The 26,734-nt window shown below is 56.6% G+C and carries 17 protein-coding genes and 2 tRNA genes; 18 read left to right on the top strand and 1 reads right to left on the bottom strand.

What is annotated here, in order from left to right:
- The first annotated feature begins 28 nt into the window (after nt 1-28).
- The 12 genes from leuS to BGLCM_RS05600 all read left to right on the top strand — a co-directional run bounded on the left by leuS (nt 29) and on the right by BGLCM_RS05600 (nt 17,679).
- Nucleotides 29-3,019 (top strand): leucine--tRNA ligase, encoded by a 2,991-nt coding sequence (gene leuS, locus BGLCM_RS05655; protein ID WP_006294701.1) that lies wholly within the window; start codon nt 29-31, stop codon nt 3,017-3,019.
- 130 nt (nt 3,020-3,149) lie between these two features.
- Nucleotides 3,150-3,893 (top strand): ComEA family DNA-binding protein, encoded by a 744-nt coding sequence (locus BGLCM_RS05650; RefSeq protein WP_006294700.1) that lies wholly within the window; start codon nt 3,150-3,152, stop codon nt 3,891-3,893.
- Entirely contained in the window at nt 3,890-5,755 is a 1,866-nt protein-coding gene (locus BGLCM_RS05645; RefSeq protein ID WP_006294699.1) for a ComEC/Rec2 family competence protein, read from the top strand. The genes BGLCM_RS05650 and BGLCM_RS05645 overlap by 4 nt, the downstream gene beginning before the upstream one ends.
- A gap of 4 nt (nt 5,756-5,759) precedes the next feature.
- A complete protein-coding gene (gene holA, locus BGLCM_RS05640) occupies nt 5,760-6,725 on the top strand; it encodes a DNA polymerase III subunit delta (RefSeq protein WP_006294698.1) in 966 nt (321 codons plus the stop codon).
- Nucleotides 6,726-6,762: 37 nt separating this feature from the next.
- Nucleotides 6,763-7,371 (top strand): tRNA (adenosine(37)-N6)-threonylcarbamoyltransferase complex ATPase subunit type 1 TsaE, encoded by a 609-nt coding sequence (gene tsaE / locus BGLCM_RS05635; protein ID WP_044085118.1) that lies wholly within the window; start codon nt 6,763-6,765, stop codon nt 7,369-7,371.
- 102 nt (nt 7,372-7,473) lie between these two features.
- Nucleotides 7,474-8,418 (top strand): tRNA (adenosine(37)-N6)-threonylcarbamoyltransferase complex dimerization subunit type 1 TsaB, encoded by a 945-nt coding sequence (gene tsaB, locus BGLCM_RS05630; protein ID WP_006294694.1) that lies wholly within the window; start codon nt 7,474-7,476, stop codon nt 8,416-8,418.
- Nucleotides 8,415-8,930: a ribosomal protein S18-alanine N-acetyltransferase gene (gene rimI / locus BGLCM_RS05625; RefSeq protein WP_006294692.1), complete on the top strand. Its 516-nt coding sequence runs from the start codon at nt 8,415-8,417 to the stop codon at nt 8,928-8,930. Before tsaB ends, rimI begins: the two co-directional genes overlap by 4 nt.
- A 155-nt stretch (nt 8,931-9,085) precedes the next feature.
- On the top strand, nt 9,086-10,132 hold the full coding sequence (tsaD, locus tag BGLCM_RS05620; protein WP_006294691.1) for a tRNA (adenosine(37)-N6)-threonylcarbamoyltransferase complex transferase subunit TsaD: 1,047 nt from the start codon (nt 9,086-9,088) through the stop codon (nt 10,130-10,132).
- A 167-nt stretch (nt 10,133-10,299) separates the two neighbouring features.
- Nucleotides 10,300-10,372: transfer RNA gene (locus tag BGLCM_RS05615), tRNA-Asn, on the top strand.
- Between the two features lie 211 nt (nt 10,373-10,583).
- The gene (locus BGLCM_RS08070) at nt 10,584-11,612 is read left to right on the top strand and encodes a WhiB family transcriptional regulator (protein WP_052295096.1); all 1,029 of its coding nucleotides are present in this window, start codon (nt 10,584-10,586) and stop codon (nt 11,610-11,612) included.
- A 136-nt stretch (nt 11,613-11,748) separates the two neighbouring features.
- Nucleotides 11,749-12,114 carry a hypothetical protein gene (locus BGLCM_RS05605; protein WP_006294687.1) on the top strand — a complete coding sequence of 122 codons (366 nt, stop codon included), beginning with the start codon at nt 11,749-11,751 and terminating at the stop codon, nt 12,112-12,114.
- 336 nt (nt 12,115-12,450) lie between these two features.
- Complete coding sequence (locus tag BGLCM_RS05600; RefSeq protein ID WP_238548642.1) at nt 12,451-17,679, top strand: LPXTG cell wall anchor domain-containing protein; 5,229 nt, start codon at nt 12,451-12,453, stop codon at nt 17,677-17,679.
- 94 nt (nt 17,680-17,773) lie between these two features.
- Here BGLCM_RS05600 and BGLCM_RS05595 read toward each other — a convergent pair whose 3' ends face one another.
- Nucleotides 17,774-17,953 (bottom strand): hypothetical protein, encoded by a 180-nt coding sequence (locus BGLCM_RS05595; protein ID WP_006294684.1) that lies wholly within the window; start codon nt 17,951-17,953, stop codon nt 17,774-17,776.
- Between the two features lie 561 nt (nt 17,954-18,514).
- On the opposite strand from BGLCM_RS05595, the gene BGLCM_RS05590 reads away from it, so the two are divergent.
- The 6 genes from BGLCM_RS05590 (at nt 18,515) to BGLCM_RS05565 (ending at nt 26,422) form a co-directional block, all read left to right on the top strand.
- On the top strand, nt 18,515-20,023 hold the full coding sequence (locus tag BGLCM_RS05590) for a DUF3375 family protein (protein WP_006294682.1): 1,509 nt from the start codon (nt 18,515-18,517) through the stop codon (nt 20,021-20,023).
- Nucleotides 20,020-20,808, top strand: coding sequence for a DUF4194 domain-containing protein (locus BGLCM_RS05585; RefSeq protein ID WP_006294680.1), 789 nt, complete (start codon nt 20,020-20,022; stop codon nt 20,806-20,808). The genes BGLCM_RS05590 and BGLCM_RS05585 overlap by 4 nt, the downstream gene beginning before the upstream one ends.
- 1 nt (nt 20,809) lies before the next feature.
- The gene (locus BGLCM_RS05580; protein ID WP_006294675.1) at nt 20,810-24,277 is read left to right on the top strand and encodes an ATP-binding protein; all 3,468 of its coding nucleotides are present in this window, start codon (nt 20,810-20,812) and stop codon (nt 24,275-24,277) included.
- Nucleotides 24,278-24,569: 292 nt separating this feature from the next.
- Complete coding sequence (locus tag BGLCM_RS05575; protein ID WP_006294674.1) at nt 24,570-25,736, top strand: DUF2220 domain-containing protein; 1,167 nt, start codon at nt 24,570-24,572, stop codon at nt 25,734-25,736.
- A 162-nt stretch (nt 25,737-25,898) separates the two neighbouring features.
- Nucleotides 25,899-25,971, top strand: a tRNA-Asn gene (locus BGLCM_RS05570).
- A 70-nt stretch (nt 25,972-26,041) separates the two neighbouring features.
- Complete coding sequence (locus tag BGLCM_RS05565) at nt 26,042-26,422, top strand: hypothetical protein (protein ID WP_006294673.1); 381 nt, start codon at nt 26,042-26,044, stop codon at nt 26,420-26,422.
- Nucleotides 26,423-26,734: the final 312 nt, after the last annotated feature.

Raw genomic sequence — 26,734 nt, 5'->3', positions numbered from 1 at the left:
GTCCACAGAAAAACCCATACTTTTCCCTATGAGTGACACTGAGAAAAGCGCAATCGCGCCGTCCGATGAGACGAGCACGCCGTCGTTCCGCTACGATGCCGCACTCGCACAGACCATCGAAGAGAAATGGCAAACGATTTGGGACCAGCAGGGCACGTTCTGGGCTGCCAACGTCGCTGGTGAGCTGACGGATGGCCAGGGCCGTCATGCTGAGGGCCGTCCTTCATTCTTTGCGATGGACATGTTCCCCTATCCGTCGGGCAAGGGTTTGCATGTGGGTCATCCGTTGGGCTATTTGGCTACGGATGTGGTCAGCCGTTATCACCGGATGAAGGGTGAGAACGTGCTGCATGCGATGGGCTATGACGCGTTCGGTCTGCCGGCTGAGCAGTATGCGGTGCAAACTGGCCAGCATCCGCGTGTCACGACGGAGCAGAACATCGCGAATATGCGTCGTCAGTTGCATCGTATGGGCTTGAGTTTTGACGACCGTCGTTCGTTCGCGACGATTGAACCCGGCTATGTGCGTTGGACCCAGTGGATTTTCTCGCGTATTTACGATTCCTGGTATGATGCCGAGGCGACCAATCCGTCGGGCACGAAGGGTTGTGCCCGTCCGATCAGTGAGCTGGAAGACGAGTTCCGTTCTGGCAAGCGTGCCATTCCGGGCCATGAGGGTCAGGCGTGGGATTCGTTGAACGAGGCGGAGCATGCTGATGTGCTCAACGAGTTCCGTTTGTCATACATTTCCAAGTCCCCGGTCAATTGGTGTCCTGGTTTGGGCACGGTGTTGGCTAACGAGGAGGTTACGGCCGAGGGTCGTTCGGAACGTGGTGATTTCCCCGTGTTCCAGCGTGAGCTGCGCCAGTGGTCGATGCGCATCACCGCGTATGGCCACCGTCTGATTGAGGATTTGGATACGATTGACTGGCCGGAGAAGGTCAAGCTCATGCAGCGCAACTGGATTGGCGAATCGCATGGCGCGTATGTCGACTTCCGTGTGCCGGCGGCAAACGGTGATGAGACGCTCAAGGTGTTCACCACGCGTCCCGACACGCTGTTTGGCACGACGTTCGCTGTGGTCTCGCCTGAGCATCCGCTGCTCGCCCATGTGCCCGAACAGTGGCCTGAGGGCATCGACCCGTCCCAGCGTGAGCTGTGGACTGGCGGTTATGATTCGCCGGTGCAGGCTGTGGCCGCGTATCGTGCGGCCGCCGAGCAGAAAACAGCGCGTGACCGTGTGGAGGATGCGGGCAACAAGTCCGGTTTGTTTACCGGTTTGTTCGCGATCAACCCGATCACGGGTGCGCGTCTTCCCGTGTTTACGGCGGATTACGTGCTCATGGATTACGGTACGGGCGCCATTATGGCTGTGCCTGGTGGTGACCAGCGTGATTATGATTTCGCAATCAAGTATGGTCTTCCTGTTATCTACACGGTTGAGCCGTTGCCGGATTGCGGCATGACGCTCGCTGATTTCGAAGGGCAGGCTCCTTTTGTTTCTCATGATGGCATCGTGATCAATTCCAGCGTCGACGCCACCGCGTCTCGTGGTGATGCGTTGTCGCTCAACGGGCTGCGTGTTGATGATGCGATTGCGAAGGTCAACGAGTGGCTTGACGAATCCGGTCAAGGTCAAAGCACGGTGACGTTCCGTCTGCGTGACTGGCTGTTCAGCCGTCAACGCTACTGGGGTGAACCGTTCCCGATCGTCTATGGTGAGGATGGCGTGCCGCATCTGCTGCCTGATTCGATGCTGCCGATCAACTTGCCTGAAGTGCCCGATTATGCGCCCAAGACGTTCGACCCTGAGGATGCTGATTCAAGTCCGGAAGCCCCGTTGAGCCGCAACGAGGACTGGGTGAAGGTCACACTCGACTTGGGCGACGGTGAACGCACGTATTACCGTGACACGAACACGATGCCGAACTGGGCGGGTTCGTGCTGGTATTACATGCGTTATCTTGACCCGCATGATACGACGCATATGGTCGAACAGGATGAATACGACTATTGGATGGGGCCGAACCATAATGCGACAGCCGGCAAATCCGGTGGCGTGGACCTGTATGTGGGTGGTGTGGAACATGCCGTGCTGCACCTGTTGTATTCGCGGTTCTGGCATAAGGTGCTGTTCGACTTGGGCTACGTGGATTCTGCTGAACCGTTCCACAAGCTGTTCAACCAGGGCATGATCCAGGCGTATGCGTATCGCGATGAGCGTGGCGCCTATGTGCCGGCTGAAGAAGTTGAGGAAGTCGCCGGTTCGACTGATGGTGGCAACGAACCACAGTTCACGTGGCAGGGTGAATCGGTGCGCCGTGAATTCGGCAAGATGGGCAAGAGCCTGAAGAACATTGTCACACCTGATTACATGTATGAAAACTATGGTGCTGACACGTTCCGTCTTTATGAGATGAGCATGGGTCCGTTGGATGAGTCGCGTCCATGGAACACGCGCAACGTGGTCGGTTCGATGCGTTTCCTGCAGCGTTTGTGGCGCAACGTGATCGATGAGACGACCGGGGAAGTCACGGTCGCCGATGTCACCCCGGATGACAAGACGTTGAAGCTGCTCAACAACACGATCGCCGATGTGACGGTGGAAATGGAAGCGATGCGTCCGAACACGGCGATCGCCAAACTCATCGTGTTGAACAACCATTTGACGGGCTTGGACACGGTGCCGCGTGCCGCGATTGAACCGTTGATCCTGATGGTGGCGCCTGTGGCTCCGCATGTGGCGGAGGAATTGTGGTCGCGTCTGGGCCATGACACGTCTCTGAGCGCCCACCCGTGGCCGCAGGCTGATGAACGTTATGTGGGTCAGGACACGGTGACCGCTGTCGTGCAGATTAAAGGCAAGGTGCGCGCCAAGCTTGAGGTCAGCCCCGACATTGACGCTGCCACATTGGAAGAAATGGCGTTGGAAGCCGTGCAGGACCGTTTGGGTGGCAAAGCGCCACGCAAGGTCATTGTCAAGGCTCCCAAGATCGTCTCGATTGTGCCAGCGGAATGATACATGCCTGACGCGTCTTGCCTCATAGCATGGCATCGCCTGAGGCGCAAGCATGGTGGATAACGGTTTGGTTTTCCACAATGGTTGTGCCGGCTCGACAACACACCCATGGTTGCCACACAGTGGAACCATGGGTGTGTTGCATGATGGGCAGGAATTGTTGCATCCGCCGCTGCCGCCAACCGATACGACGCGACGTTCAAGCGAACGCTCGGCGTCGTTGGAGTCGGTGGTGCGGGTGCGTGCGTCGGATGGCGCTGACGACGCGGTGGTGCATCAGCGGCGCACGGCTGCACGCGTGCTGATCGATCCCAAGCATGCAATCATTGTCATTCTCGTGTTGTTGGCCGTGTTGGCGGCCAGTGTGACGATGCTCGTGCAACAGGCGCTCAACATGGGCGCGTTGAGTGTTGCCGGGGATGCGGGTGCCGCGTCCAGCCAGACGGACCACGGGTCGGCTCATTCTTCTGGTTCCGGGCAGCCGGATACGTCTGGTGCGCTTCATGATGACACCACACCAACCCCTCAATCCTCGTCGGACGTTGGCGCACACCCATCCGACGTGCAAGCCTCGCCAACTCCTTCCGCATCATCGCCATCCGCTCCTTCACCGTCTGCTCCAGCTCAAACACAACCTGCTGAATCGTCGGACAGTGTCGATGAGGGGTTGATTGACTTGAATACGGCGAACGCTGACCAGTTGCAAACGATCAACGGTGTGGGACCGGTGATGGCGGCGCGCATTGTCGAGTATCGTAACGCGCACGGACCGTTCACGAGTGTGAACGAACTGATGGCGGTCAAAGGTATTGGCGCGAAAACACTGGCGAAAATCGCGCCGTTCGTCACCGTCAACGTGAAAGATGCGCGATGATGGCGTGGGGGAGCGTGCAGGCGTGGGCGCGCGCATGGTTGCGCACGTTGCGCATGCCTGACGGATGCGCGCCCGTGTCGCGTATTGCCGGTAGCCGTGACTGGCGGTTGCTACCGGTTGCCATGCTGATGTGGGCGGTGACGTTGGCGATGCAAACCGTATCCATGCCATGCGTGGTCGATCGGAGCGTAATCATCTGGGCGATTGGGCTGGTGGTGTTGGCGCTGACCGTCATGATGGTTGCTGTGATCAGTACGGGGCGCGCCTTGAATGCGTGTGGTGGTGGCCGACGTCATGTGGGTGGCCAACTGGTCGTCATGCTCACAGCCGTGCTGGTGGTCGTGGTCAATGTGGGGGTGCGGCAGTTGTTGGATCAGGCGGACCCGGTGACGTTGCTCATGGGCAGCGAGTCACAACGGGCCGTACCACGACAAGTGTCAATCACGTTGCGTGAGCCTGCGCATGCCAGCACCAAACGTGGCATGGATTGTCAGGCGCGGGCCGTGGTGGATGCCGTGCAATCCGATGGTGTGATGCAACCGTCGCATGCTGCCGTGTTGGCGATGGCGACGTATCCGGATTGCAGCCAATGGTATCGTGGCGCCACCATGCGTATGCGCGTCACCTTCACCCAAGCGGCCTATGGTCGCGAAAGCGTGTGGGTGTTGGCATCGCCCGAACCGTCTGCTGGAGTGTCATCAGCATCCTCAACGGCGAGCGCATTGCAAGGCTCGGTGCACGCGTCCTGGTGGTGGCGTGGCGTGAACCGAATGCAACGGTCACTGCTACATGCCACGCGCGGTTTGCCTGACCAAGGTCGTGTGCTCGTGCCCGGTTTGGCGATGGGCGTGTTGGGCCATGACAGTCCTGTCGCTGTTGAGGGCCAGGAGATTGTGGATGCGGATTATGCTCAATGGTTGACGCAACGGTGCAAAGCGGCCGGCATCATGCATATCATGGCGGTTTCTGGCACGCATTTTGTGCTCGTGCGACGCTTGTCGGCGTTCATATGCCATCGACTGTTGGCACCGCGTTGGATGAATGCGGGGATGGCGTTCATGTTGTCGAGCGGATTGGTGATGCTGATGCAACCTTCCGCGTCCGTCAACCGCGCGTTCGTCATGTCCTGGTTTTCCACCGTGGCCATGCTGGCCGGGCGACGCGCGCAAACCGGGCACGCGTTGTCGTGCACGATGATCGTGATGCTCATGGCCGATCCGACCGCGGCCAGTGACTTGGCATTCGCACTGTCGGTTGGCGCCGTACTTGGTATCTCCTGGTTGGCGCCAGTGTTGCAACACTGGTGGCGCACCTGGCTGCCGCGCATGCTGGCTGACATGTTGGCGGTCAGTGTGGCGGCGCAACTGTTCGCATTGCCCATACAAACGCTGATGCAACCGGCGCTGCCACCATGGTCAATAATCGCCAATCTTGTGGCCAACCCGTTGTTGGACGTGGCCACCATATGCGCGTTGGGCGCATTGATGACCAGTTGGCTTATGCCACAGTTGGGCCACATGCTCGCCTATGCGGCGTCCTGGGGGACGTGGCCCATTGCGCTCGCCGCCCAATGGTGCGGTGACGAACATGCGCAGATTGACTGGATGCCAGGCTGGCAGGGTGCGCTCATGTTGGCGCTTGTGTTCGCGTTGATGCTCATGTGGGTCATATTGGCTGCACGCGCAGGCCACATAGTGACGGCCATGATGAACAACGGGACGAGCCCGATGCGACGTACGTTGAGTAATCGAATAACCGTGTGGCGTGAACAAACGTGGACGGAACTTGACACGGTGCAGTGGAAGGAGCGTGATCATGCACGCAAAACGCGCAAGCGATGTCCACCGATACGGCGACATTGAAACCATGCGAGCAAACCAGTCGGCCAATTGTGTGATCGTCCAAGGGGGCGACGCGTTCCTCAACCGTCAACAAGTGCTGGAACTGGTGCGGCAAGCCAGCGAGTACCATCCGGAACGTGACGTGGTGGAACTGGATGCAACCACAGCCACGCCGATGATGTTTGAGGAAGCCATCAGCCCCAGTCTGCTGTCCGACGCGGCGAACGTGACCGTGTGGAACGTGCAGAACGCGGATGAACCGTTCATCAATGCGATACTCGAGTGGCTCAAACAAGCCGGACACGAACCCGACCCGTCGTTCGTGGTGGTGTCCAAAGAAGCGGGACCCAAAGGCAAAGCGGTAATCGAGCGGTTGAGAAAAACCGGGGCGCAAGTGCTTGACGTACCCGATTTGAAAAAAACCGATGCGAAACTCAACTATGTGCTGCAACGTTTTGAACGTCACCAGCGGCGTATCGAACCGATGGCCGCCCAACAGTTGGTCGCCGTGTTTGGTGAGGATATCGGCGCGTTGAACGCGATGTGCGAACAATTATGTTTCGACTTCGACGAACCGGTTACGTTGGACCTGGTGGAACGCTACCTGGTTGCCAACCCGCAGGTCACGGGATTCAACGTCGCCGACCTGGCGTTGGCCGGACGTGTCCAGGATGCCGTCATCGCGTTACGCAACGCTGTGGCGCAAGGCACCGAACCAATCCTGCTCGTCAGCGCGTTGGCGATAAAACTACGCTCCCTGGCCAAAGCCGGAGCGGTCAAAGCCGGACAAATCACCGCGGCGGAAACGAAAATGGCGCCGTGGATGCTCAAAAACGCGACCAAACAGCTGCACGGATGGACCAGTCCGGGACTGGCCCGATGCATCCGTCTGCTGGCTTGGGCGGATGAACAATGCAAAACAAACGGAGCGGACCCGCTGTACGCGCTCGAACGATGTGTAAGCAGCATCGCGGCGCGAGGCATGCATTAAACCGATGGCACCACGTGCCCGCATTGGAAAGGCAATCATGAACGAACCGACCATCCGTTGGCAAGCACCCAGCGCTGAACACATGCGCCAAGCCGGCGCACGCATCGCCAAACTCGTACACGGCGGTGACGTAATCTTGCTGTCCGGCCCGCTAGGCGCCGGCAAAACCACGTTCGCCCAAGGATTCGGGCGCGCATTGCACATTGACGAACCCATCGTGTCACCCACGTTCACAATCGCGCGAGAACTGAACGGACAATTCCCGGACGGCACACCCGCCACGCTGATCCACGTGGACGCCTACCGGTTGGGCGGCAACGATTATGCGCCGGGACAAAACAGCGTCGACCGGCTGTTGGACGAACTGGAATCGATTGGCTTGGACGAGGAACTCGAATCCCCGGGAGCGCACAGCGTCATCCTCATGGAATGGGGTGAACAAATGGCGGCAGCGCTCGCACCGCAACGGCTCGAAATCCATATCGACCGGCCATTGGCTGAACCGGACACGAACCATGAGGCAAATTCCAAGCCGATACCAAGCGAAGACGCCTACGGTGAGTTGACGAGTGAAGGCGAGCGCACAATCACAATCACCCCAGTCGGCGACCAATGGGTTGCACGCTTGCAAGACCACTTGGCGTGACCTGGCAAACCTTGCCGACGCAACGCCTTCATCCCACATTCGAAACGCCGCCAAGAAAGCGGCCCCAAACGTCGACCAACCGTCGACACTAAGGAAGCGAGCATGCTCACACTCGTCATCGACACCTCATTCGGATCGACCGTCGGATTCGTCGGACACGCCCCGATCCTCGACGCTGATTCACGCAGCCACGTTGAACACTTGCAAACCAACATTGATCAGGCAGCCCAACAGGCCGGCATCAACCCGCAGGACATTCGACGGATCGTCGTAGGCCGCGGACCGGCCCCCTACACGGGGTTGCGCGTCGGACTGGTCGCAGCCAAAGCGCTCGCCGTCGCCACAGGCGCCGACGTGCTCGGCCAGGATGATCTGACACCGAACGCGACAATGATGCGCCTGGCCCACCTTAAGGATGCGCGCGTGGCTGACGTCGATTTTCTGGCCGACGTGCCGCAAGCCGTCAATCAGGACAGCGCCAACACCGTCTATGCCACGTTGTGCGTGAACGATGCGCGACGCAAGCAACTGTATTTCACGTTGATTTGCGAACCGTATGCGGATGAAGGCGCACGCACCGTGCTCATCGACATGGACATTGATGCGGCCGACTCAATCGTCACACGCGTCAACACGGCTGTGGCGGCTTACGAAGCCGAGCATGCGGGCGTGCACATGGTGGTGGACGTGGCGGGACACGGCGCCGGAACCTATGCGGACAGTTGGCAAGCCATCGCTTCGTTGGGCAGTGTCATCGACCATTCATTGCTGGACTGCGGAGCCGCCGGACTCGAGGAATTCGCCGCTTGCGCACAACGCGACAGTGACCACAGTGACGCGGGCGTGGATGTGGAACCGTTGTATTTGCGCCGCCCGGACGTGTCCGTACCCAATCCGCTCAAGCATGTGCTCAACCATGGGGCCGCTGACAAGAACGAGACGGACGGCAGCGGGCAGGCGAATACGGCGAGCACGAATACGCCGGATGCCAACGATGGGCAGGCCGGGCCCACCGACTCCCGCACCACGGGGCAGTCGCACGCATGATCAGCGATATCACGAGCCTTGACCGTGACGACGTGGTCGACGCGATCAGCATGCTCGAAACGCAACTGTTCGGCGCGGGCGCATGGACCGCCAACATGGTGCGTCAGGAACTCGACGCGCCCGCGCGCACCTATCTGCTTGACCTCGACGAAACCACACGGGCAGACGAAAATCAACCCGCGGTCAATGGCATGATGGTACGCGGCTACGCGGGATTCTGGTATGACGGTGATGACGCGGAACTCATGACCATCGGCGTCAACCCCGTCTGGCAACGCCAAGGCGTGGCCAGCATGCTGTTGCGCCAACTGATTGCACAAGCCCGCGACCAAGGCGTCGCACGCATGCTGCTCGAGGTGCGCACCGACAACGAACCGGCGTTACGCCTTTACGAACAGTTCGGATTCACGCGTCTGGGACTGCGCAAACGCTACTACATGCCCGAAGGCAAAGACGCTTACACGATGGCGTTGGACCTGCAACCACGCGTCGTGGGATTCCAAGCCGCGTAAACATACGAGACGGGCCGTCTGCATGAAGCGACTGGCCTGATGGTGGTTGACGCGCTCGCCCTATGGTGTGAGTAGGCTGGAACCGATCAAAGAATTGGCGGCCGCCTTCCACATGGGCGTGCGCCGCATGGTGTCAAGGAGCGGAAAAGAATCCCATGAGCGAACCGATTGTGCTCGGCATTGAATCCACGTGCGATGAAACGGCGGCCGCCGTGGTGCAAGGCGGCGTGCTGCTGTCCAACGTGGTCGCCTCGTCGATGGATGAGCACGCCCGTTATGGCGGCGTGATTCCCGAAATCGCGTCACGCGCGCACGCCCAACAGTTCACACCGGTGGTCACGCGCGCACTGGCGGACGCCAACATGGATTTGGCTGACGTGGACGCGATCGCCGTGTCCGCCGGGCCCGGCTTGGCCGGATGCCTGGCTGTGGGCGTGTCTGGTGCGAAAGCGTTGGCGTGGGGTGCGAACAAACCGTTGTATGGTGTCAACCATGTGATCGGTCATATCGCCGTAACCCAACTGCAATTCGGGCCGTTCCCGACAGACACGCTGGCCCTGATTGTTTCCGGCGGACACACGTCACTACTGCACGTGCGCGACGTGGCACGCCACGTGGACGTGGTAGGCACCACATTGGATGATGCGGCAGGTGAATGCTTCGACAAGGTCGCACGCCTGCTGGGCTTCCCGTATCCGGGCGGACCACACATCGACCGTCACGCCCAGTTGGGAGACCCGCATGCGTTGCGCGTGCCGCAAGGCTTGACCCAAGGCAAAGCCGGCAAAGCCCATCCCTATGATTTCAGCTTCTCCGGAGTCAAAACCGCCGTGGCACGCTGGGTGGAACAACGCCAGGCGCAAGGCCTGCCGATTCCCGTGGACGACGTGTGCGCATCATTGGCCGATTCCGTGGCCACCGTGTTGTCACGTAAAGCCATGCAAGCCTGCGAAACATTCGGTTCCAACACGTTGATCGTGGGCGGAGGGTTTTCCGCGAACTCGCAACTGCGCGCCAAACTGCAAGAATACGGTGCGATCCAAGGCGTGGACGTGCGCATCCCCGAATTGCAACTGTGTACCGACAACGGCGCCATGGTGGCCATGCTCGGCTCCAACCTCGTCAACGCCGGCGTGGCACCCTCATCAGCGGACTTCGCGATTGATTCGGCCATGCCAATGAACCAAATCGTGATGCCGTAACCCATGGTCCATCGCCATGATGTGCCGTGCGTCTCATGCGGTTGCGACAACAGGTGCCGACACGTGGCGACAAGTGACCAACAACGCGAAACGCCGATGATTTGCGCTCACATCGCATTCGTGTAATATTCATGTCTTGTGCGCTGGAGAAATCCGGAGCATGACATTCCTGCGTAGCTCAGTTGGCAGAGCATCCGACTGTTAATCGGACGGTCACTGGTTCAAGCCCAGTCGCAGGAGCCCGTTACGAATCCCTACGGCATGTGCCGTAGGGATTTTTCGTTTCAACGGCAGACGTCAATCATCATACCGTTGCTGCAACGGATTCCTGATGCATGATCAATGGGCACGCGGGACACGTTGATTGTGCGACTGGTTGGCCGTAGCATGGGTGATTCAACCGGCATAGGGGCGGGTGCATAGGATCGCGGATGATCAAGGGGGATAGGCCATGGGAAAGCGCAACGGGGTAGGTGTGCATTGCGGCAACACATGTGCACCTGAAGAGCGTGAACGGTTGTGCACGATGCTGCCATTGTGGTTGACGGATGTGATGTGGGGAACAGAGTGTGTTGATGATCCTTCGACGCAGCGAGCGTTGACCAAGGGCGCTATGGCGATATGCACGTTGTGCGCGTTCCGGTTGGAATGTTTGGCACAAGCCATGGCGTGCGGTGAACAGGACGGCATTCACGGGGGATTGCGCATCAGCACGCGTCGTCGCCTGGCTGGATGGGTGCGGGCTGATGAAACGGATGGTGTGCGCTCGCGGCTGGGGGTGAATGCTGTGTTGCGATGGTTGCGTGGCAATCCTCAGGCCATTGCCATGGCTCAGCGTGCGGATGGTGATGAACGCCGTCATGAACGTCAAGGTGTGCGTATCGGGTTTCAACCGGCGGATGTTCGTGTGGTGGTGTGTGCCGTGGTGCGTTTGGTTGGTGTCAGTACGAACGCGTTGTGCATGGCTTTGGCGTTGCACCGTTCGGGTTATGCGGTGCGATTGGTGGATGCGTCCGTATCGGGCGCGTTGCTACATTGGCGTGAGCGCGTGGCCGGCCAGGGTCATACTGATGTCATACGGGTTGATGATATGGGTAGGTATGATGAACCGTTTGCGGGTTTCACTGTGGTTGATGCGGGGTCGCGTGACATGCGTCGGGTATGCGGGCTGGTTGACGCCTGTGATGTGGCATTGTTGTGTACGGATACCAAGCCGGACCATCTGCAACGCACGGCGCAAGCGCATGGGTTGATGGGTGCTGCGCATAGCGTGTTGTTGGGTCGTTGTGATGAGGATGGGGAACGCGAGGCGCGCGCATGGTGCAAGCAGCATGGCGTGGGGTTGTGCGCTACGGCGATAGTTGAACAGGAACGCTATGGCGATCTGGTGAATGGGGGTGTGATGCCATCACGGCTTGGCGTGTTTGCGGCATTGGCCCAGGAGCTGGTGGCGCAACTGCCGTATGTGACGGCTTGTTGACCACATGCAGTGTGGCAACGCTTGAACAGTGGTGCGACTCCTGCAATAATAGACCATTGGTTGGGGCTGTCAGGGTTGATGGCGAACCATGATGCTGCGGGCATCATGACAGGACGATGCATGAGGGGATGACGGTATGCAAATCAACAAGGCGTTGCATCATACGAGCGGTCAGCTGACACGCATGAAGAACCATAATCATCAGGATTTGACGTTGCGTCTGCCAGCGCAGGTACGCATATGGGTGCGTGTGCAAGCCGCGACGCAAGGTGTGCATGATAGTGATGTGGTGCAACGCGCGTTGGATCATCATCTTGACACGCTGCACCCGTCAGCATGCCATAACTGCAAATATGGCCAGTCTGGTGACATACGACGGTTGAAAGCCCGGCTGGGCAACAGTACGAAACGTCAGGTGATTGAGAAAAGCGCCATGTTGAACATGAGCATGAACCAGGCCATCGCCACCTGTCTGACTTTGGAAATGAACGACTCGATTTGAGCTGTGCTTGCTTGGCATGCGTGCCTTACGTGTGGCATATGCCAAGCCATGCGAACAGTCACAGTGCAATGATGCCGCTGACCATGTTGTATGCGTATGACGTGACGCATTGTGACACTCTGGCCACGCGTGGCCAGAGTGTCACACCGGGATGATGCCGTTGGTTGAACCGTTGCTATGACGCCACAACTGCGCCGGTTGGTGTGCGCTGCCGGCGTGGTGGTGTGGTCCGTGAACCGTGTGCCCGTATCTGATGATGGTGTGCGATGGCGAAAGCCGCCATCGCCAGCTTCTTACAACAATGGGGCTGGCATACCGTCAGGGGAGGTTCATGTGATGGGCACGCATACGAATCGTAGGGGATGTCAACGTGTGGTGGCAGCGGCGTTGAGCGCCGCGTTTGTCATGGGATTCGCCGCGCCAGGCGCATACGCCACCGGTGGTGAAGGTGACCAGAGCGGTACGGGAGGCAGCCAGGCCATGGGCTTGGTATGGGCGTACAAGGATGAGAACACTGGATCGTTCGGTCCGGCATCGGATATGCAAAGCGTACTGAACGCCTACCAGTCGGTGAACCTGCCGATCAGTGACGCCGGCCGTACGCGAGCGCAACGCGCCTTGGATGAGTCACGAGCGGAATGCGAATTGACGTTCGCCAACAAACATCCGGGTGAGGGACCAGCCAATTGCCGTGTGGTCGGTGTGGGTGTCGCCTACAACTCCACGTTGGGTAAGGATGACGGGTCAGGCAAAGCCGTCACCAGCTCATGGATTGATGAATGGAACAACACAGTCGCACCACGTACGTATGCGCATGAAGGCCAAACCTACCGGGTTGGTGACCCGTTTGAAGATGATCCATCCACGTCGGTGCGTGCACTGATGGAACGGGGCGCGAACAAAGGGGACACGGGCATCATCATTTTGACGTTGAACAAATACCAGCCGCAAGGACCCCAGGAGTACGACCTGTCCGTCAGTACGCAAACCGCAGCGACCACCACGTCCGCGGGCGCAACAAACCCGGTGAGCGACACGATTAAGCTCTCACGGGGCAACTCGGATATCACTGAACAAGTCAATGGCACAATCACGTTGACGTGGCGTGGCGTGGACGGTTCCACACGGCAAACATCCAAGCAGTTCAACGCCACCAACAACGCGAACACCACTGTGTCATTCACCCACACGCAAGTGGATTCCTCTTGGCAATGCTGGCCTGCTGGCAAATTCTGGTTTGACGTGACCATACCCAAACAAGGCAAAATGAAAACGGCCGCAACCCATCAGGGAGAGAATGACGCGAAAGAATCCTGGTCATCCACACTGCCCGACCCCAGCAAGACCATCGTCAACGCGGCCGGTGACACCATCGCCAATCCCAACGAATACCTGCCATCAGGCAGTTTGTACACGGCAACAATAACGGCACAATCATCCGCGTCCACACGATTCTGGCTCTACGACACAATCCGCTTGGGTGCCGACCGCGTGCATATCGGCGCTGTGGACCATGACGACCTGTCCGCCGTTTATGTGACCGATCCGAGCGGCAAACGCGCAGGGGCTGACATCAGTGTCGACGATTCCGTATCAGGACAACGCACCGTCAAAGCGTTTGTGAAAACACCGGCATCCGGGTTGTACACGCTGGTTGTACCACAAGCCACCGTGCCTTCCGACAAGGATTATGTGATTCATGACGACTCATCAGCATGTTGGAACGGGGACGGACACATGTGCCAGTCCGGCAACGGGCGTGAAGTGACCAAAGTGACCCCAACCCCCAATAAAAGCTGGGTGTTGGACGAGCAAGGCGTATTAAGCGCGAACGACCCGCAATGGACCAACAAGACAGGAGCTGACACCAAAACATTCGTACCCGGCGACAGTGTAGGAGCCGTAGTCAACGGTCGCATACCCGCGCACCTGTTCAACATGTTCACCTCCTATCAGATCATCGACGATTGGACCGCATCAGCACCATACATCGATTGGAACCGTCCCCAGGATGTGCGCGTATACGTGGACGGTCAAGACCAAACCAACGAATTCGATATCACCATCGACCCCACTGCACACCGCACCATCGCCACCGCACATTCATCATTCCTACGCGCCACCGCGTTCAACACCACCGACAAAACCGTCACCCTGTATGTGGCCGGCGTATTCAAAAAGAACCCCACCCCAGGATCCAACACCACGATGACGAACGCGGGCTTGGAAATCTGGAACAACGAAGACAAACCAACCAACAAACCACCCGTCTACACCAGAACCCCACACCCCAACAAAAGTTGGAGTGTTGACGAAGGTAGCGCGAACCAAAGCGAAGACCCCGAATGGACCAACCAGGTCAGCGCCGATCAACGAACGTTCATCCAACACGACACGTTCGCCGTAACAGTCAACGGACTGCTACCCAAAAACCTCGCCAAAGACCTGCACACCTATCAGATTGCAGACAACTGGGACCAAGCCGCCACCTACATCGACATGGACTCGCTGAAAGCCACCATCAGCGTAGACGGCGTCGACAAAACCAGTGAATTCACCATCACCACCTCACAACACACGACCACTGCCACGGCCAAACCAACACTGCTCAAAGCAAGCGCCAACCAAACCAACGACCGGACGGTACGCATGGTCATCACCGGCACGTTCAAACCCAACGCGCTCAAAGCCGGCCACAGTGTCACCATACCCAACCAGGGATGGGAACAATGGAACAACCAGCCCGTCACCACCAACCAGCCGCCAGTAACCATCTGGACACCCAACCCGGACAAAAGCTGGGTGCGCCTAGGTGCAGACGGCCAATGGGACACTGTCATCGACCCGAAAGAAACCAACACGACAGGAGCTGACAACATGGTCTTCCTCGACGAAGAACGCGTCGCCTCCGTCGTCAACGGCACCATCGCAGCCAACCTGGCAACAACACCATCCGCGCTCGCGCTCATCGATGATTACGCCAACGCCGACTATATTTGGGATGCTGACGATCCGGCGGCCTACAAAGTGTATGACGTTGACGTGGACACGGATGCGGCATCCTCATTTACTGATATCGCGCGTAAAGGACGCGACGTGACAGCTCTGTTCACCATTGCCAAAGATGGCACGATGGTGACAGCCAACGCCAAACCCGAATATTTGGCGCAGCTTCAAGGCATGGGCAAAGCGCGCCAACTCACGTTGCTCATCCCGGGAACCATACGGTATGCGCATAGTCAAGGCGCCGCGCAAGTACGCCACGACTTCGGCAAGCAAGCCGGTGACGAAGTGGCGTTCTGCACCAGTCCGCAAGGCCAGGCGTTGACCAACCGTGGTGCGCAAACCATAGCGGACACGCGAGAAGCAACCAATGAACCCAAAATCTGCGGCTACGTGCCTCCAGTAGTCAAAGACGTGGTCGCGGAAGCATCCCAAGGAGGCGACCAGGAAAGCGTGAACGGCAAAACCGTGTTCCCAGGTCAACGCGTCGAATACCAATTGACGACACATCCCAAACTCGCCAGCAACCTCGCCTACGACGTGCGCCAAGTGATTATCCGAGACGAATACGACCCATACTTGCATCCAGACAGGCAAACCATGGAAATCACCGACCTGCACACCGGCAAAAGCGTATCCAAACAACACTATGAAACCGTATGGGACGACACCGCCCACACAGTCACCCTCACATTGCGCGACGACTACGTGGCCACGAACTGGCCCAAAGGATCCGACCCGAGCATCATGATCCGGTTCGAAGGCACCGTAGACAACAACGCGCCCACCGATAGGAAAGTCGCCAACAAGTGGGCGTTGACGCTCAACAACGCGCTCACCCCATCCAACATCGTGCACAACACGCCACCCGACACGACGCCCGACAAACACATCACCCAACAGGACGCGAGCATCGACATTGACGGCAAAACCGCGTTGCTCGGCGACACCATCTACTACCAGATCACCTTGGATGCAGCCAAGCTCACCGAACACAACACCGCCTACCAAGTCCACCGGTTAGGCATCATCGACGACTGGGACGAAGAATACCTGCGTCTCAACGAACCAGCCGTACACATCCTCAACGACAGCGGCCAAGACGTAACCGACGCGTTCAACATCCAGCACAAGGACGGCGTCACCTACGCATTCGCCAAACTCGCCGACACCCACATCCCTGCAACCGGTGAAATCATCCCGGGAGACCCACAACCCGACGATCTGGCCGCCTACGCGACACGCGACCATGATCCGCTCACCGAACCCAGCATCGACCAAACCATGCTAGGGCACACCTACACTCTCGTACTACCCATGAGCGTCATCAAAGTCAGCGACAACACCACCATCACCAACCAGGCAACCCAAATCACCAACAACCATCGCGTGCAAACACGCCAAGTAAGCACGCCACTACAACCAATCAACCCATCCAAAGACGTAGTCGTCACCATAGGGGAAACCAGCGCCAACAACACCAGCATCCGCAAAGGCCAAACATTCCTCTATCAACTCGACTCGAGCACACTGCCAGCCAACCGCGCCTACCCGCAAATCACCCAATGGGACATCACCGACCCATTAGACACCACCCACGACCGATACACCGGCCAATGGGCCGTATACGCCACCCATGACGTATACGATGGCGACATGATCATCGCCACCACCGGCGAACGCATCGCAGGCACCACCATCGACCCCACCCCCTACGGAGGTGAACTGTTCACCCTACAACACAACAACCAAGGCGAACTCACCATCAGCGCCACCCGACGCTGGCTCGACCTGGCAAGCGCCGCAGACACCATAGGATTCCGCGTCTACATACAATGCGAACGCATCGCACCAGGAGACCACATCACCAACACATTCCAAGAAACCATCAACGGCACCACACGCCCATCCAACACAGTCACCACGCACACACCAGACCTGACAGCCAGCATCACCGTAGAAAAATACGATCTGGCCACAGGTCCCAAAGAAGGCGACCGCGACACCACAGACAAGGCACTCAACATGACCAGTGACACCACGCCAATCGGCATCACCATCACCAACACATCCAACACCGACGACACCGGCGCCGGCATGAGCCTGACCAACCTCACCCTCAACGACCAACTCATCAACGGATCGGGCGAACTGACCAACATCACCTACCCCGACAACTGGAACGAACTCATCCTCAAACCAGGCCAATCCATCACCCTCGAAGCCACACTCACCGGCGTCCACGAAGACGACACGCATACCAACCGCATCAACGTCACCGCCACGCCCATCATCGAATGCCCCATCACCGACCCCGACCCATTCGACAACACACCAGGCACCAGCGCCAACACACACTGCGCCGACACGCAAGCCGTAGCCGACCACGACGACTGGAACGGCAAACGCCCCGCAGCGCTCGCCCACACCGGCACAAATGTCATGTGGATCGTGATTGCCGCACTGGTAGCCGTATTCGTAGCATGCGCGCTCATAGGATTGGCATCAGCGCGTGGCATACGCCATGCACATCGCAAGTCTGGCGCGCACAGCAACCGTTGATAACACTCAAGCAGTCCGTCGCCTGAGTCCAACACACAACAGAGAAAAGCGGTCCTATGGGCAGTACCCATAGGACCGCTTCATATGCCTGCCATTATCGGCATACATATTTCTTCTCATCAATTTTTCGCGCAATATCATTCAAATCCTTATCCATGGCACGGTCTTCCGTTGAACCATCACGCAACTTGGGAGCCTTGCAATCAAGCATGTATTCATGACTGAAATAAGCTGAAATCGCAATAACAATAATGGCTAATACCACCCAACCCATGACCACCTCCTCATTATGGTTTATTTGTTATGCCAAAGCCGGTGAGTGCCGTACATGCCCTGAGTTGGCTTACAGTACCGTGCTGAGCCATGTTCCTGCAGGAATCGAGCGTCGGTATCCCATGGTCGTACCATTGGTTGTGCAAGTAAAAGTCGCATCGCTTAAATGGTATGACGTCAGCATTTGCATTTGCTGGGATGAAGCCAAGAAGTATTACAGTACTGAATAATGCACCTATTAAAGTTTTAGCTTTATTCATATGCACCTCTCGTGAGAGTATTTGAATGTCCTTCCCAATGATATGCATATATAATCTAATTTTAAATAAATAATATTTATAAAACAGAACATGTGTGAATCGAAAAGCATGTAGATGGGATAAATTTTAATAAAATGTATATTTTTGAAGCTATGTAAGGGACGTCCAACGTATTGCTCTGAAACCATATCGTTCATGAATAGTTGTTTATAACGCCAATATTCAAGTATTGGCGCGCCTTGCCAGCCAATACCCTACGATAAAGAAATGCAAGCGACAACAAACCACCACAAGGGGTGACCATGGCGGACGCCGTCAACGAATGGGAGCGTCTCGCCCCCACCTACAACGAAGGCGTATTGACACTGCTGCGACGCGACCAATCCCAGATGTACATCGCATTACTACGCTACGCATTCCAACCACTCGGCGCGGAACTCTACAAAGAACGACTCATCATGCTCTTCAACGAGGGCCTACGCCAACTCACCCAAGCCAACCTCATCGACCAAGACACACGAGACAATCCCGCATCCCCACTCCACAACGGCGAAACACTACTCGTGGAACTGAGCAAAGAAGAACGCGGCCGATACCTCTGGATCGCCAGCATCCTCGACCAACACACCCAACGCTACAAATACACCATCACGCCACGCTGCCGACGCGCCATGGACGCACTCGAACAACTCGAAGACAGCACCACCATGCTCTCCGGCGCACAAACCAACAGCATCATCGACGTAGTGGAACGCGTACGACGCAAACTCACCACCGACCCAGCCGAACGCATCCAACTACTCGAAAACGACATCACCCAACGCCAACACCAAATCGACCTACTCAAAGCCGGCCTTGACACCGAAACACTCACCCCACGCCAAGTAGGCGATGAAATCGGCGTAATCCTACGCATGCTACGCGGCATCCCACGAGAACTCGCCGAACTAGCTATGACCGAACAACACAACGCCAGCGACATACGATTACGACAACAAGACCACAACCTCGACGTCGACGACATCCTCAACCTCTACCACCGCGACTACCGCATGGCATTCGAAGAATCCGAACAAGGCCAACGATTCCACGAAGCGTTCCAAATCCTATTCGACGAAGGCGGCGCCACCCAACTCGCCGACTCAATCGCCGCCATCCGCGCCAGCAACCTCGTCACAGACGACAACGCACGACTGCTCAACACCGTCAGCATGGAACTCGAACGCGTCGAATCCGGCATCCTCAACGTACAAGACAAGCGACGCCAATCCGACATCGCCGTCCAACAACTCGTCAACCAAGTCAGCAACACCGTCTACCGCACCATGTCAACGGCACTGACCACATTGTTTACAACCGCCGGCCACGTCACCGGACCAGCATCAGCATCCCCATTCATCACCCAATCCGCCGAAGGCAGCTATCTACCCGTTCCAGAACGCGCGCTCGCAACAGTTGTGAACGTTGACGTTCCTGAGCTCGGGGTTTCGGGTGACGTTGAACCATTCGACGTGGGCGACATGATCCGTAGGGGAGGCCCGCAAGTGCGACGCATCGCCACGTTGATTCTCGAGCAGCCCGTGCTGCAGGACGATGGGATGATCGATTTGGCTGCCAGTTTCAACACTCTGGGCGCCCAGGACCGTCGCGCTTGTGAAATAGTTGGCTTGCTTACGCTCGACGGCCGTCAGGAGCCTGGCACATCGCTGTGGCGGTGTGTGGGCGACGACGGCACTCCCGTGATTTGGCGCACCCCTTCTTGGATTATTTCCGCAGACCACCTCATGGCAATCGTAAAGGACATGACATGAACGACACGATCGATACCAGTTTCGACGAAAACGACACCAACCCGGAAGACATCGCCAACCCCAACGCTTTGTTCCCGGAGGACTGTTCCGTCATGAGCCTTGACGCGCGCCGTGCAGCCATCGCGCTCAAAACCGAACGCTATATCACCGGTGAACTTGTCAGCATGGTCAACGACCACTATGAAGAAGTCGTCACTTCGTTGAACAACGACCTGCTCGAACTGCATTATTCGGACACTTACGATGTCATGTATGCCACGCCCGTATCCCAACAGGAAGGGTTGCCGCGTTCCGTCAAGAAACGGTCACGCCTGAACGCCCCGATGATGCAATTGCTGTGCATAGCGCGTGACCGTGTCGCCGAATGCGAAGCGCAACGCATCATTCCCGAGGAATGGTGGATTTCGCGCAGTCTGATCAAGACGGCGTTGACCACGGGAGCCGGATACCTTGCCTCACGCATTGATGAAGCCGGTATCGACGCTGAAGTCGACAGCCTGATTCGTAGCGCCATCAACTACGGGTACTTCCAATCCTTGGAGGACGATCCCGACACGTATCTGGTCCAACGCATTGTGCCGGCCATCATGACGCTTGACCAGGTCCGGCAATGGGCGGCCCAAGCCAACCAGCCGCCCATGGATACGGCACCCGACATATCAACGGTTGCACCACGCGCCACCATGAATGATGTGATAACGGATGAGCCCACCACGCCCGGCATGGAAGTCACGGCGGTAACCACGCAATACACGATGGACGACCTCTTCGAAGAAGGACAATGATATGCGCGACGATACCACAGCGATAATCGCCAACCGATGGATGCTCCACCAACGCCAACTGGTCAATTGGGGCAGCTATGACGGCTACCATACATTCGAACCGTCATGTGATCCGACGATGCCTGTCACGCTGTTGACAGGGGCCAGTGAATCAGGCAAATCCACGCTCCTCGACGCGCAAACCTCACTGTTCTATCCCACTGGCATCCCGTTCAACAAAGCATCCAACTCAGGTCGTAGCGAACGTAGCGACTACACCTACATTCGAGGCCTCATCGCCAAAGGTGCGGACGGTAACGCCACCTATCTACGCGGTACTGGTTCCACAGGCATGCCGATGCCCGTGTGGAGCGCCATCGTAGACACCTACATCAATCACACGGACGGTTCCACAATCAGTTGCGCCAAATTCATGACCCTCGCAGCCGGAGCCGATAGCAGCAGCATCCACAAATGGTTCCTGGTCAGCGATGAACCCATCGATCCGCGTCTTATGGACCGGTATCGCAATGAACCATTCAACAAATCGCAATTGCGGGCCACCTATCCGAACGCCCAGATTTACACAACCCAACAGTCGTTTCAAGAAGTCATGTGGCGTCGACTCGGTGTCAACGAGCATGCGTGCCGCATGCTGTACCGCATGCAGTCGGCGCAAACACCCAACCAGCTTGACGACATCTTCAAACAAGGTGTGCTTGACGTTCCGCAAGCCTTGCAATACGCCAAAGACGCCGTTGAAGACTACGAACGCTACACTGAGATTTTCAACGAACTCAAGAGCAAACAACAACGGCTCAACCAAGTTCAAGCCATCCTTAGCCAATACGAGACCTACGAGGTCAGCCGTCAACGCACGCGCCAATATCTGCCGATTGATCCGCAAACATCAGAAGGTGAATCCGTCATCCTCGCATGGATCAATACGAGTTTGGCACACCATGTCCGTCAATCCATTCCGCAGTTGGTCACCGAGCGTGAGCATAACAACCGTATTCTTGCTTCGGTCCAAGAAGATGCCGCCAAAACCGAAGAACGCATCAAGGAAATCCAGGCGCAACTTGACAAACATGGTGGCACCCAGCTTCCACGACTCGAGGAACAACGACGCCACGCAGTCAGTGATGAACGGCGCGCGCGTAGCCATGTCAATGAGCTACGCCCACTGCTCGAACCATTGGACCTCACCATGCCCGACAATCAGGAAGCATGGGAAACGCTGCATGATGAAGCTTCGGATTTCTTAAATCATGAGCATGAGCGCCGTATGGAACTCGACGATGCAACAATGAACGCCACGCTGTCCGTCCGAGAAACCCAACAAGTCCGCGACCAGATCAAAGCCAAGATCACACAAACCCAACAGCAAGGCGTGCGTATCGCCGCCGACAATGAACGCGTTGCCGCACGCGACGCGCTGGCCCAAGCCGCAGGTTTGAGCGCACAAGACCTACCCTATGTGGCGGAACTCATGGATGTGCGCAAAGATGAGGAACAATGGCGTGATGCCATGAATGTCGTATATGCGCCATTAAGCCAGATCATTCTCATTGACCGTCGCCATGAACAAGGATTCGCCAAAGCTGTCAGCGAGCATCTGGATGCCCATGCGATCATGCGGCGCAATTGGCGGTTCGTGGACCTCGATCAGCATTATGACGATGCGCCCAATGAAAGCATGCTTTCAGAAAAATTGCGGTTCAACGATACCAGCCCGTTCGCCGCATGGGTACGCCATGCTGTGCAACAACCCCAATATGACGCCGTTTGTGTGGAGCATATCGATGACAGCATCACAACACGCCAAATCCAAACGGATGGACAGTTCAAGGAAGGGACCCGAGGCGCGTATGGTTCCAAGAACATTGCCGACCTGATCGGATTCGTAGACCCGGAATACTTGGCGCAACTGGACACACAGTATCGGGCAGCGCAGCTGCGTTACAACGAAGCGGAAAAAGCCAGGTCCGCAGCCAAGGAAGCATTGAAGACGTTCGAAAACCAGCATGACCTCTATCGTGACGTAACCAAGCTGACATGGAACGAGGTAGACGTGCGCTCAGCGGTGCGCACAATCAAAGACCTGGAAGAACGCATCACACGCATCACAAGTGATCCTGATATCCAGCAGCTTACCGAACAGCTTGAACGCTGCCAGCAGGACAAACGTGACATAGACCAGCGTGTGGCCGAACTGACCAACCAGAGTAACCATCAGCAACGTTTGATTGAACTTGAACAACACTGGTTGAAAAACGTGCCTGAATCGGCCGTCGGGAAGACACATGTCACACCAACGGCACAGCGTGAACTGGCCGTCCTGGATCCGCACGCCATCGAATTGATGCGCCAAACCATAGACAACCAGTTCGGAGCAGCCAACACGACTGATAGTGAACGCGCGGCAATCATCGTGGGATCAACCAAAACAGGTGACACGAAAGTCCCTGACGACGATGACATCGCGCGGTTCAGGGACATGATCCTTGGAAAAATCAGTCAGGCAGCCATGGCCAAACTCAAAGAATGTCGCACCTTAACCGATGAGCAAGCCACAGTAGTCGAACAAAGCATGTCCGCATACGTGGCGAACCATGCCGACGTGGTGGGACCATTGGAACCATCGGTCAACGATATTGAAGGATATCGCAACGAACGGCGGCAGTTACAAACCCAAATCGCGCCGACAGCGTTAGACGAACAATACCGACTCTGCCTGGGACGTATCCAAGATTCCCTGACACAAATCAACGCGGCATTGCGCAGTGACACGCGCAAAATCACAGATACGTTAGACAACATCAATACGATGTTCGAAAAGTTGCCATACGGCCCAAAAAGCGGACGCATGCGAATCCAAGTGACCATCAAACCGCCGTCACACACGTTCAAAAACGCGCTCAACGATGCAATCGACCTGATGCGCGACTGGAGTTTACAAGGAGCACATACGCGTAGCCAGGACGAAGCGACATTCCAAGAACTGCAGCCAATCATCACAATGTTGACCACACTGCTCGGCAAAGTCAGAAACCAACCAGGCGTTGAACAATACGGAGCCTTCGACCTCGACCCACGCTGCCGCACAGCATTCGCCGTGGACGTGGATAACCCCGACGGCACAAAAGAACATCTGAACACCACAGGCGGCAAATCAGGCGGCGCATTACAAGAATTGACGTCGTTCGTGTACGGCGCGGCATTGATATACCTACTCGGAGGAGACGTGGACGGCCATCCGGGATACACCACAATCTTCCTGGATGAAGCATTAATCAAAGCAGACGGCAATTACACGGTGCGCGCACTCAAAGTACTGCCCATGCTCGGATTCCAAATCATCGTCTCGGCTCCCGAAAGCAAAACATCAGAAATCATGCGTCTAGCCACCAAAGCCGTGGTAGCCGTCAAAGATCCCAAGCAGGAACGCACCACGCTACGGCGCGCAGAACGGGAAAACATGCCGTGAGCAATCAAGAGCACTGATATGACACCAGATGCGCAGTTCGCGCTTTATGAGGAAGAGGTAGTGAGGTATGGCTGACTCCGGTGACCAAAAGATGCGCTCGCAGTTCCCGGACTTGGAACGTGTACGTACGCAAGCGAACCGTGATCTGATAAGGAATTTATCTGACACAATGGTGCCTTGGCCTCGACGCATACCATTCCGTTGGCCGACACAAGCCATACTGGAATCGCACGCCAGCGCATGTTATGCACATGAGCGTAGTGTGCGAGAATATTGCACGCGCCAAGGGCTTATGCGAAGCGAAGTGACCAAGCGCATCGGCGGCCGTTCCGTAAGCTTAACTGGTGCCATTATCATCCCGGATCAGGAAGCGGCACTGCGGGTTGCTGATGTCGCAATACGGAAGCAATACGCACAGGGAATGACTCGCATACGCCAGTTGCACGATCAGCTTGCCGTCAGTGATCAGACAGCTAGGCGCGTTATACACCTCATGCGAACCGAGAGTGATATTGACTTTTTGTTGCTTATCCAAGCGACCCAATGTGTCAGTAATGTGCTGAAGGAAATGGGATACAGACTTGATTCCGGATTCCTTGATATTGGCTGTGAAGACTGCGCTTCAACTACTACTGTGCCACGATGTGCACCTCATGTGCAATGTGTCACTGATGAGCAGGGCAAAACATCACGGGTGATTCATTTGCCGTGGTCCGCTCGGGAACTGCCGCTCGCAGGATTTAGTGCGAAATGGTTAGGTTCGCAATCATCAGTTAGAAGACGAGCCTTGACTGCATTGCTTGGTTTGGATGGAATACAGTTCGTGGAACGGCCGGGGGAATTGCGATTACGATATCTTGCTAACGAGTATGAACTGTTAATCAGCAAACCGTGGACACCAGACACGGATCACCAAGTGGATATGGTGATTATTGTCGAGAACAAAGATACCTATCAGCACATGCCAAATATGCCACAGTTTGGTCGAGGTGTTGTTGTGTTTGGACAAGGACGCGTAGCGCAAAAACTGGTATCACAACTGCTACCTTGGATCACGCAAGTGCCTGTGGTGTATTGGGGTGATATGGATGCCGATGGTTTGGAAATTCTGGACGGATTACGTGGGTCTGGGGTGTGCGCCTATTCAGTGCTTATGGACGAAAATGCGTATGCGGAATATGCGGATTTCGCTACAGCGCTAGATGCGGCGAGCCGACCTATCGTATTACATGCGCCCAAGCAGACTCCATCATTGACGCCAGATGAACGTGATTTGTATGTAGCTTTATCTGAGGGAGGCTCACATTCCGAGGCGCCTCGCATAGAGCAGGAGCGTATTCCGTTAGACGTGGCTTGCCGTGCGATTGCTGCGATTATGCGCAATATGCAGAAGGAAAATGGCATGCGCCCTGATGAAGATGCAGATTGTTGTGTGGATGATCAGACGGGGGATAGGTAGCAATCTTTGACTGTTGGGAAATAACTGTTGGGTATTAACATATAGTTCCTATCCAGTATGGCAGTTTTCCATATCGATGCAACACGCCGATTTGCAATAGTTGGGGATGTTGTGTAAGTTTACTGACTGTTGCCGGAACACAACGAATCTGGTAGCGCGCATTCCTGCGTAGCTCAGTTGGCAGAGCATCCGACTGTTAATCGGACGGTCACTGGTTCAAGCCCAGTCGCAGGAGCTTGTAGAGCGAAGGCCCATCGGAAATCTGATGGGCCTTCGTTGTTTTTGCGAATGCGTGAGGAGCAACCATGAGCCTCAATCAGGAAGACCGGCGCGCGTTGGAAGAACTGTGCGCGGAAACGTTGGATGAACGCCTTGCTTATGTGCGCAAGCCATTCATGGTGCTATGGGCGGCCGTGCAAGAAGCTTCGGCTGAAGTGGAAGAGGATTATGGCCTCTCGGCCGATTTGGCACAGGTGTGGGTGGCTGAACAATTGCGACGTATCGCTGATTCGCTCGTGGACCGTTTGGCTGAGAAATCCATTGCGCACGGCATGAGCAAATCCAATGTATCCAGGGCTGCCGGAGCTGCGCCGTCGAATGCCAATCGGCGCTTCCCGCGCCTGAGGGAGGGAGCGGTGCGCGACCGCATGCTCATAGATGAGGTCCTTGACCAGTTCGAATCATGAAACTCGGGTTCATCATGCGGATGGGCATACCGGAATACATGAAGCTATGGCGCTGAGGCGACATGCAAGGCAGTTATGCACATACCCGTGCCCGGCGCCATTGTTCTCCACAATCATCGTCAGCATTTGATTCTTGATGCCTTTCTGCTGCACAGTACAAGCATGACTCAACACGAAGTGTTTGCGGATTCGTTCCACGGATTCAACGATGAAACCGTGCCATGAATCTGCTGTTGAATCGGCTGCTATGCAAGCAGCGCGCAGGGATGCGCAAGGGTGAGGGGAGAGGCCGATGGCGGGTCGATCATTATG

The organism is Bifidobacterium gallicum DSM 20093 = LMG 11596, from assembly GCF_000741205.1.
GTDB lineage: Bacteria > Actinomycetota > Actinomycetes > Actinomycetales > Bifidobacteriaceae > Bifidobacterium > Bifidobacterium gallicum.
This window is presented reverse-complemented; position numbering and strand designations above follow the sequence as displayed.

Excerpts from the sequence above, each read along its gene's own strand:
- holA (WP_006294698.1), top strand. The coding sequence starts at position 5,760 with ATGCGAGCAAACCAGTCGGCCAATTGTGTGATCGTCCAAGGGGGCGAC.
- leuS (WP_006294701.1), top strand. The coding sequence starts at position 29 with ATGAGTGACACTGAGAAAAGCGCAATCGCGCCGTCCGATGAGACGAGC.
- BGLCM_RS05575 (WP_006294674.1), top strand. The coding sequence starts at position 24,570 with ATGCGAAGCGAAGTGACCAAGCGCATCGGCGGCCGTTCCGTAAGCTTA.
- tsaE (WP_044085118.1), top strand. The coding sequence starts at position 6,763 with ATGAACGAACCGACCATCCGTTGGCAAGCACCCAGCGCTGAACACATG.
- BGLCM_RS05595 (WP_006294684.1), bottom strand. The coding sequence starts at position 17,953 with ATGGGTTGGGTGGTATTAGCCATTATTGTTATTGCGATTTCAGCTTAT.
- tsaB (WP_006294694.1), top strand. The coding sequence starts at position 7,474 with ATGCTCACACTCGTCATCGACACCTCATTCGGATCGACCGTCGGATTC.
- BGLCM_RS08070 (WP_052295096.1), top strand. The coding sequence starts at position 10,584 with ATGGGAAAGCGCAACGGGGTAGGTGTGCATTGCGGCAACACATGTGCA.
- BGLCM_RS05580 (WP_006294675.1), top strand. The coding sequence starts at position 20,810 with ATGCGCGACGATACCACAGCGATAATCGCCAACCGATGGATGCTCCAC.
- BGLCM_RS05565 (WP_006294673.1), top strand. The coding sequence starts at position 26,042 with ATGAGCCTCAATCAGGAAGACCGGCGCGCGTTGGAAGAACTGTGCGCG.
- BGLCM_RS05600 (WP_238548642.1), top strand. The coding sequence starts at position 12,451 with ATGGGCACGCATACGAATCGTAGGGGATGTCAACGTGTGGTGGCAGCG.
- BGLCM_RS05645 (WP_006294699.1), top strand. The coding sequence starts at position 3,890 with ATGATGGCGTGGGGGAGCGTGCAGGCGTGGGCGCGCGCATGGTTGCGC.
- tsaD (WP_006294691.1), top strand. The coding sequence starts at position 9,086 with ATGAGCGAACCGATTGTGCTCGGCATTGAATCCACGTGCGATGAAACG.
- rimI (WP_006294692.1), top strand. The coding sequence starts at position 8,415 with ATGATCAGCGATATCACGAGCCTTGACCGTGACGACGTGGTCGACGCG.
- BGLCM_RS05605 (WP_006294687.1), top strand. The coding sequence starts at position 11,749 with ATGCAAATCAACAAGGCGTTGCATCATACGAGCGGTCAGCTGACACGC.
- BGLCM_RS05590 (WP_006294682.1), top strand. The coding sequence starts at position 18,515 with ATGGCGGACGCCGTCAACGAATGGGAGCGTCTCGCCCCCACCTACAAC.
- BGLCM_RS05650 (WP_006294700.1), top strand. The coding sequence starts at position 3,150 with ATGGGTGTGTTGCATGATGGGCAGGAATTGTTGCATCCGCCGCTGCCG.
- BGLCM_RS05585 (WP_006294680.1), top strand. The coding sequence starts at position 20,020 with ATGAACGACACGATCGATACCAGTTTCGACGAAAACGACACCAACCCG.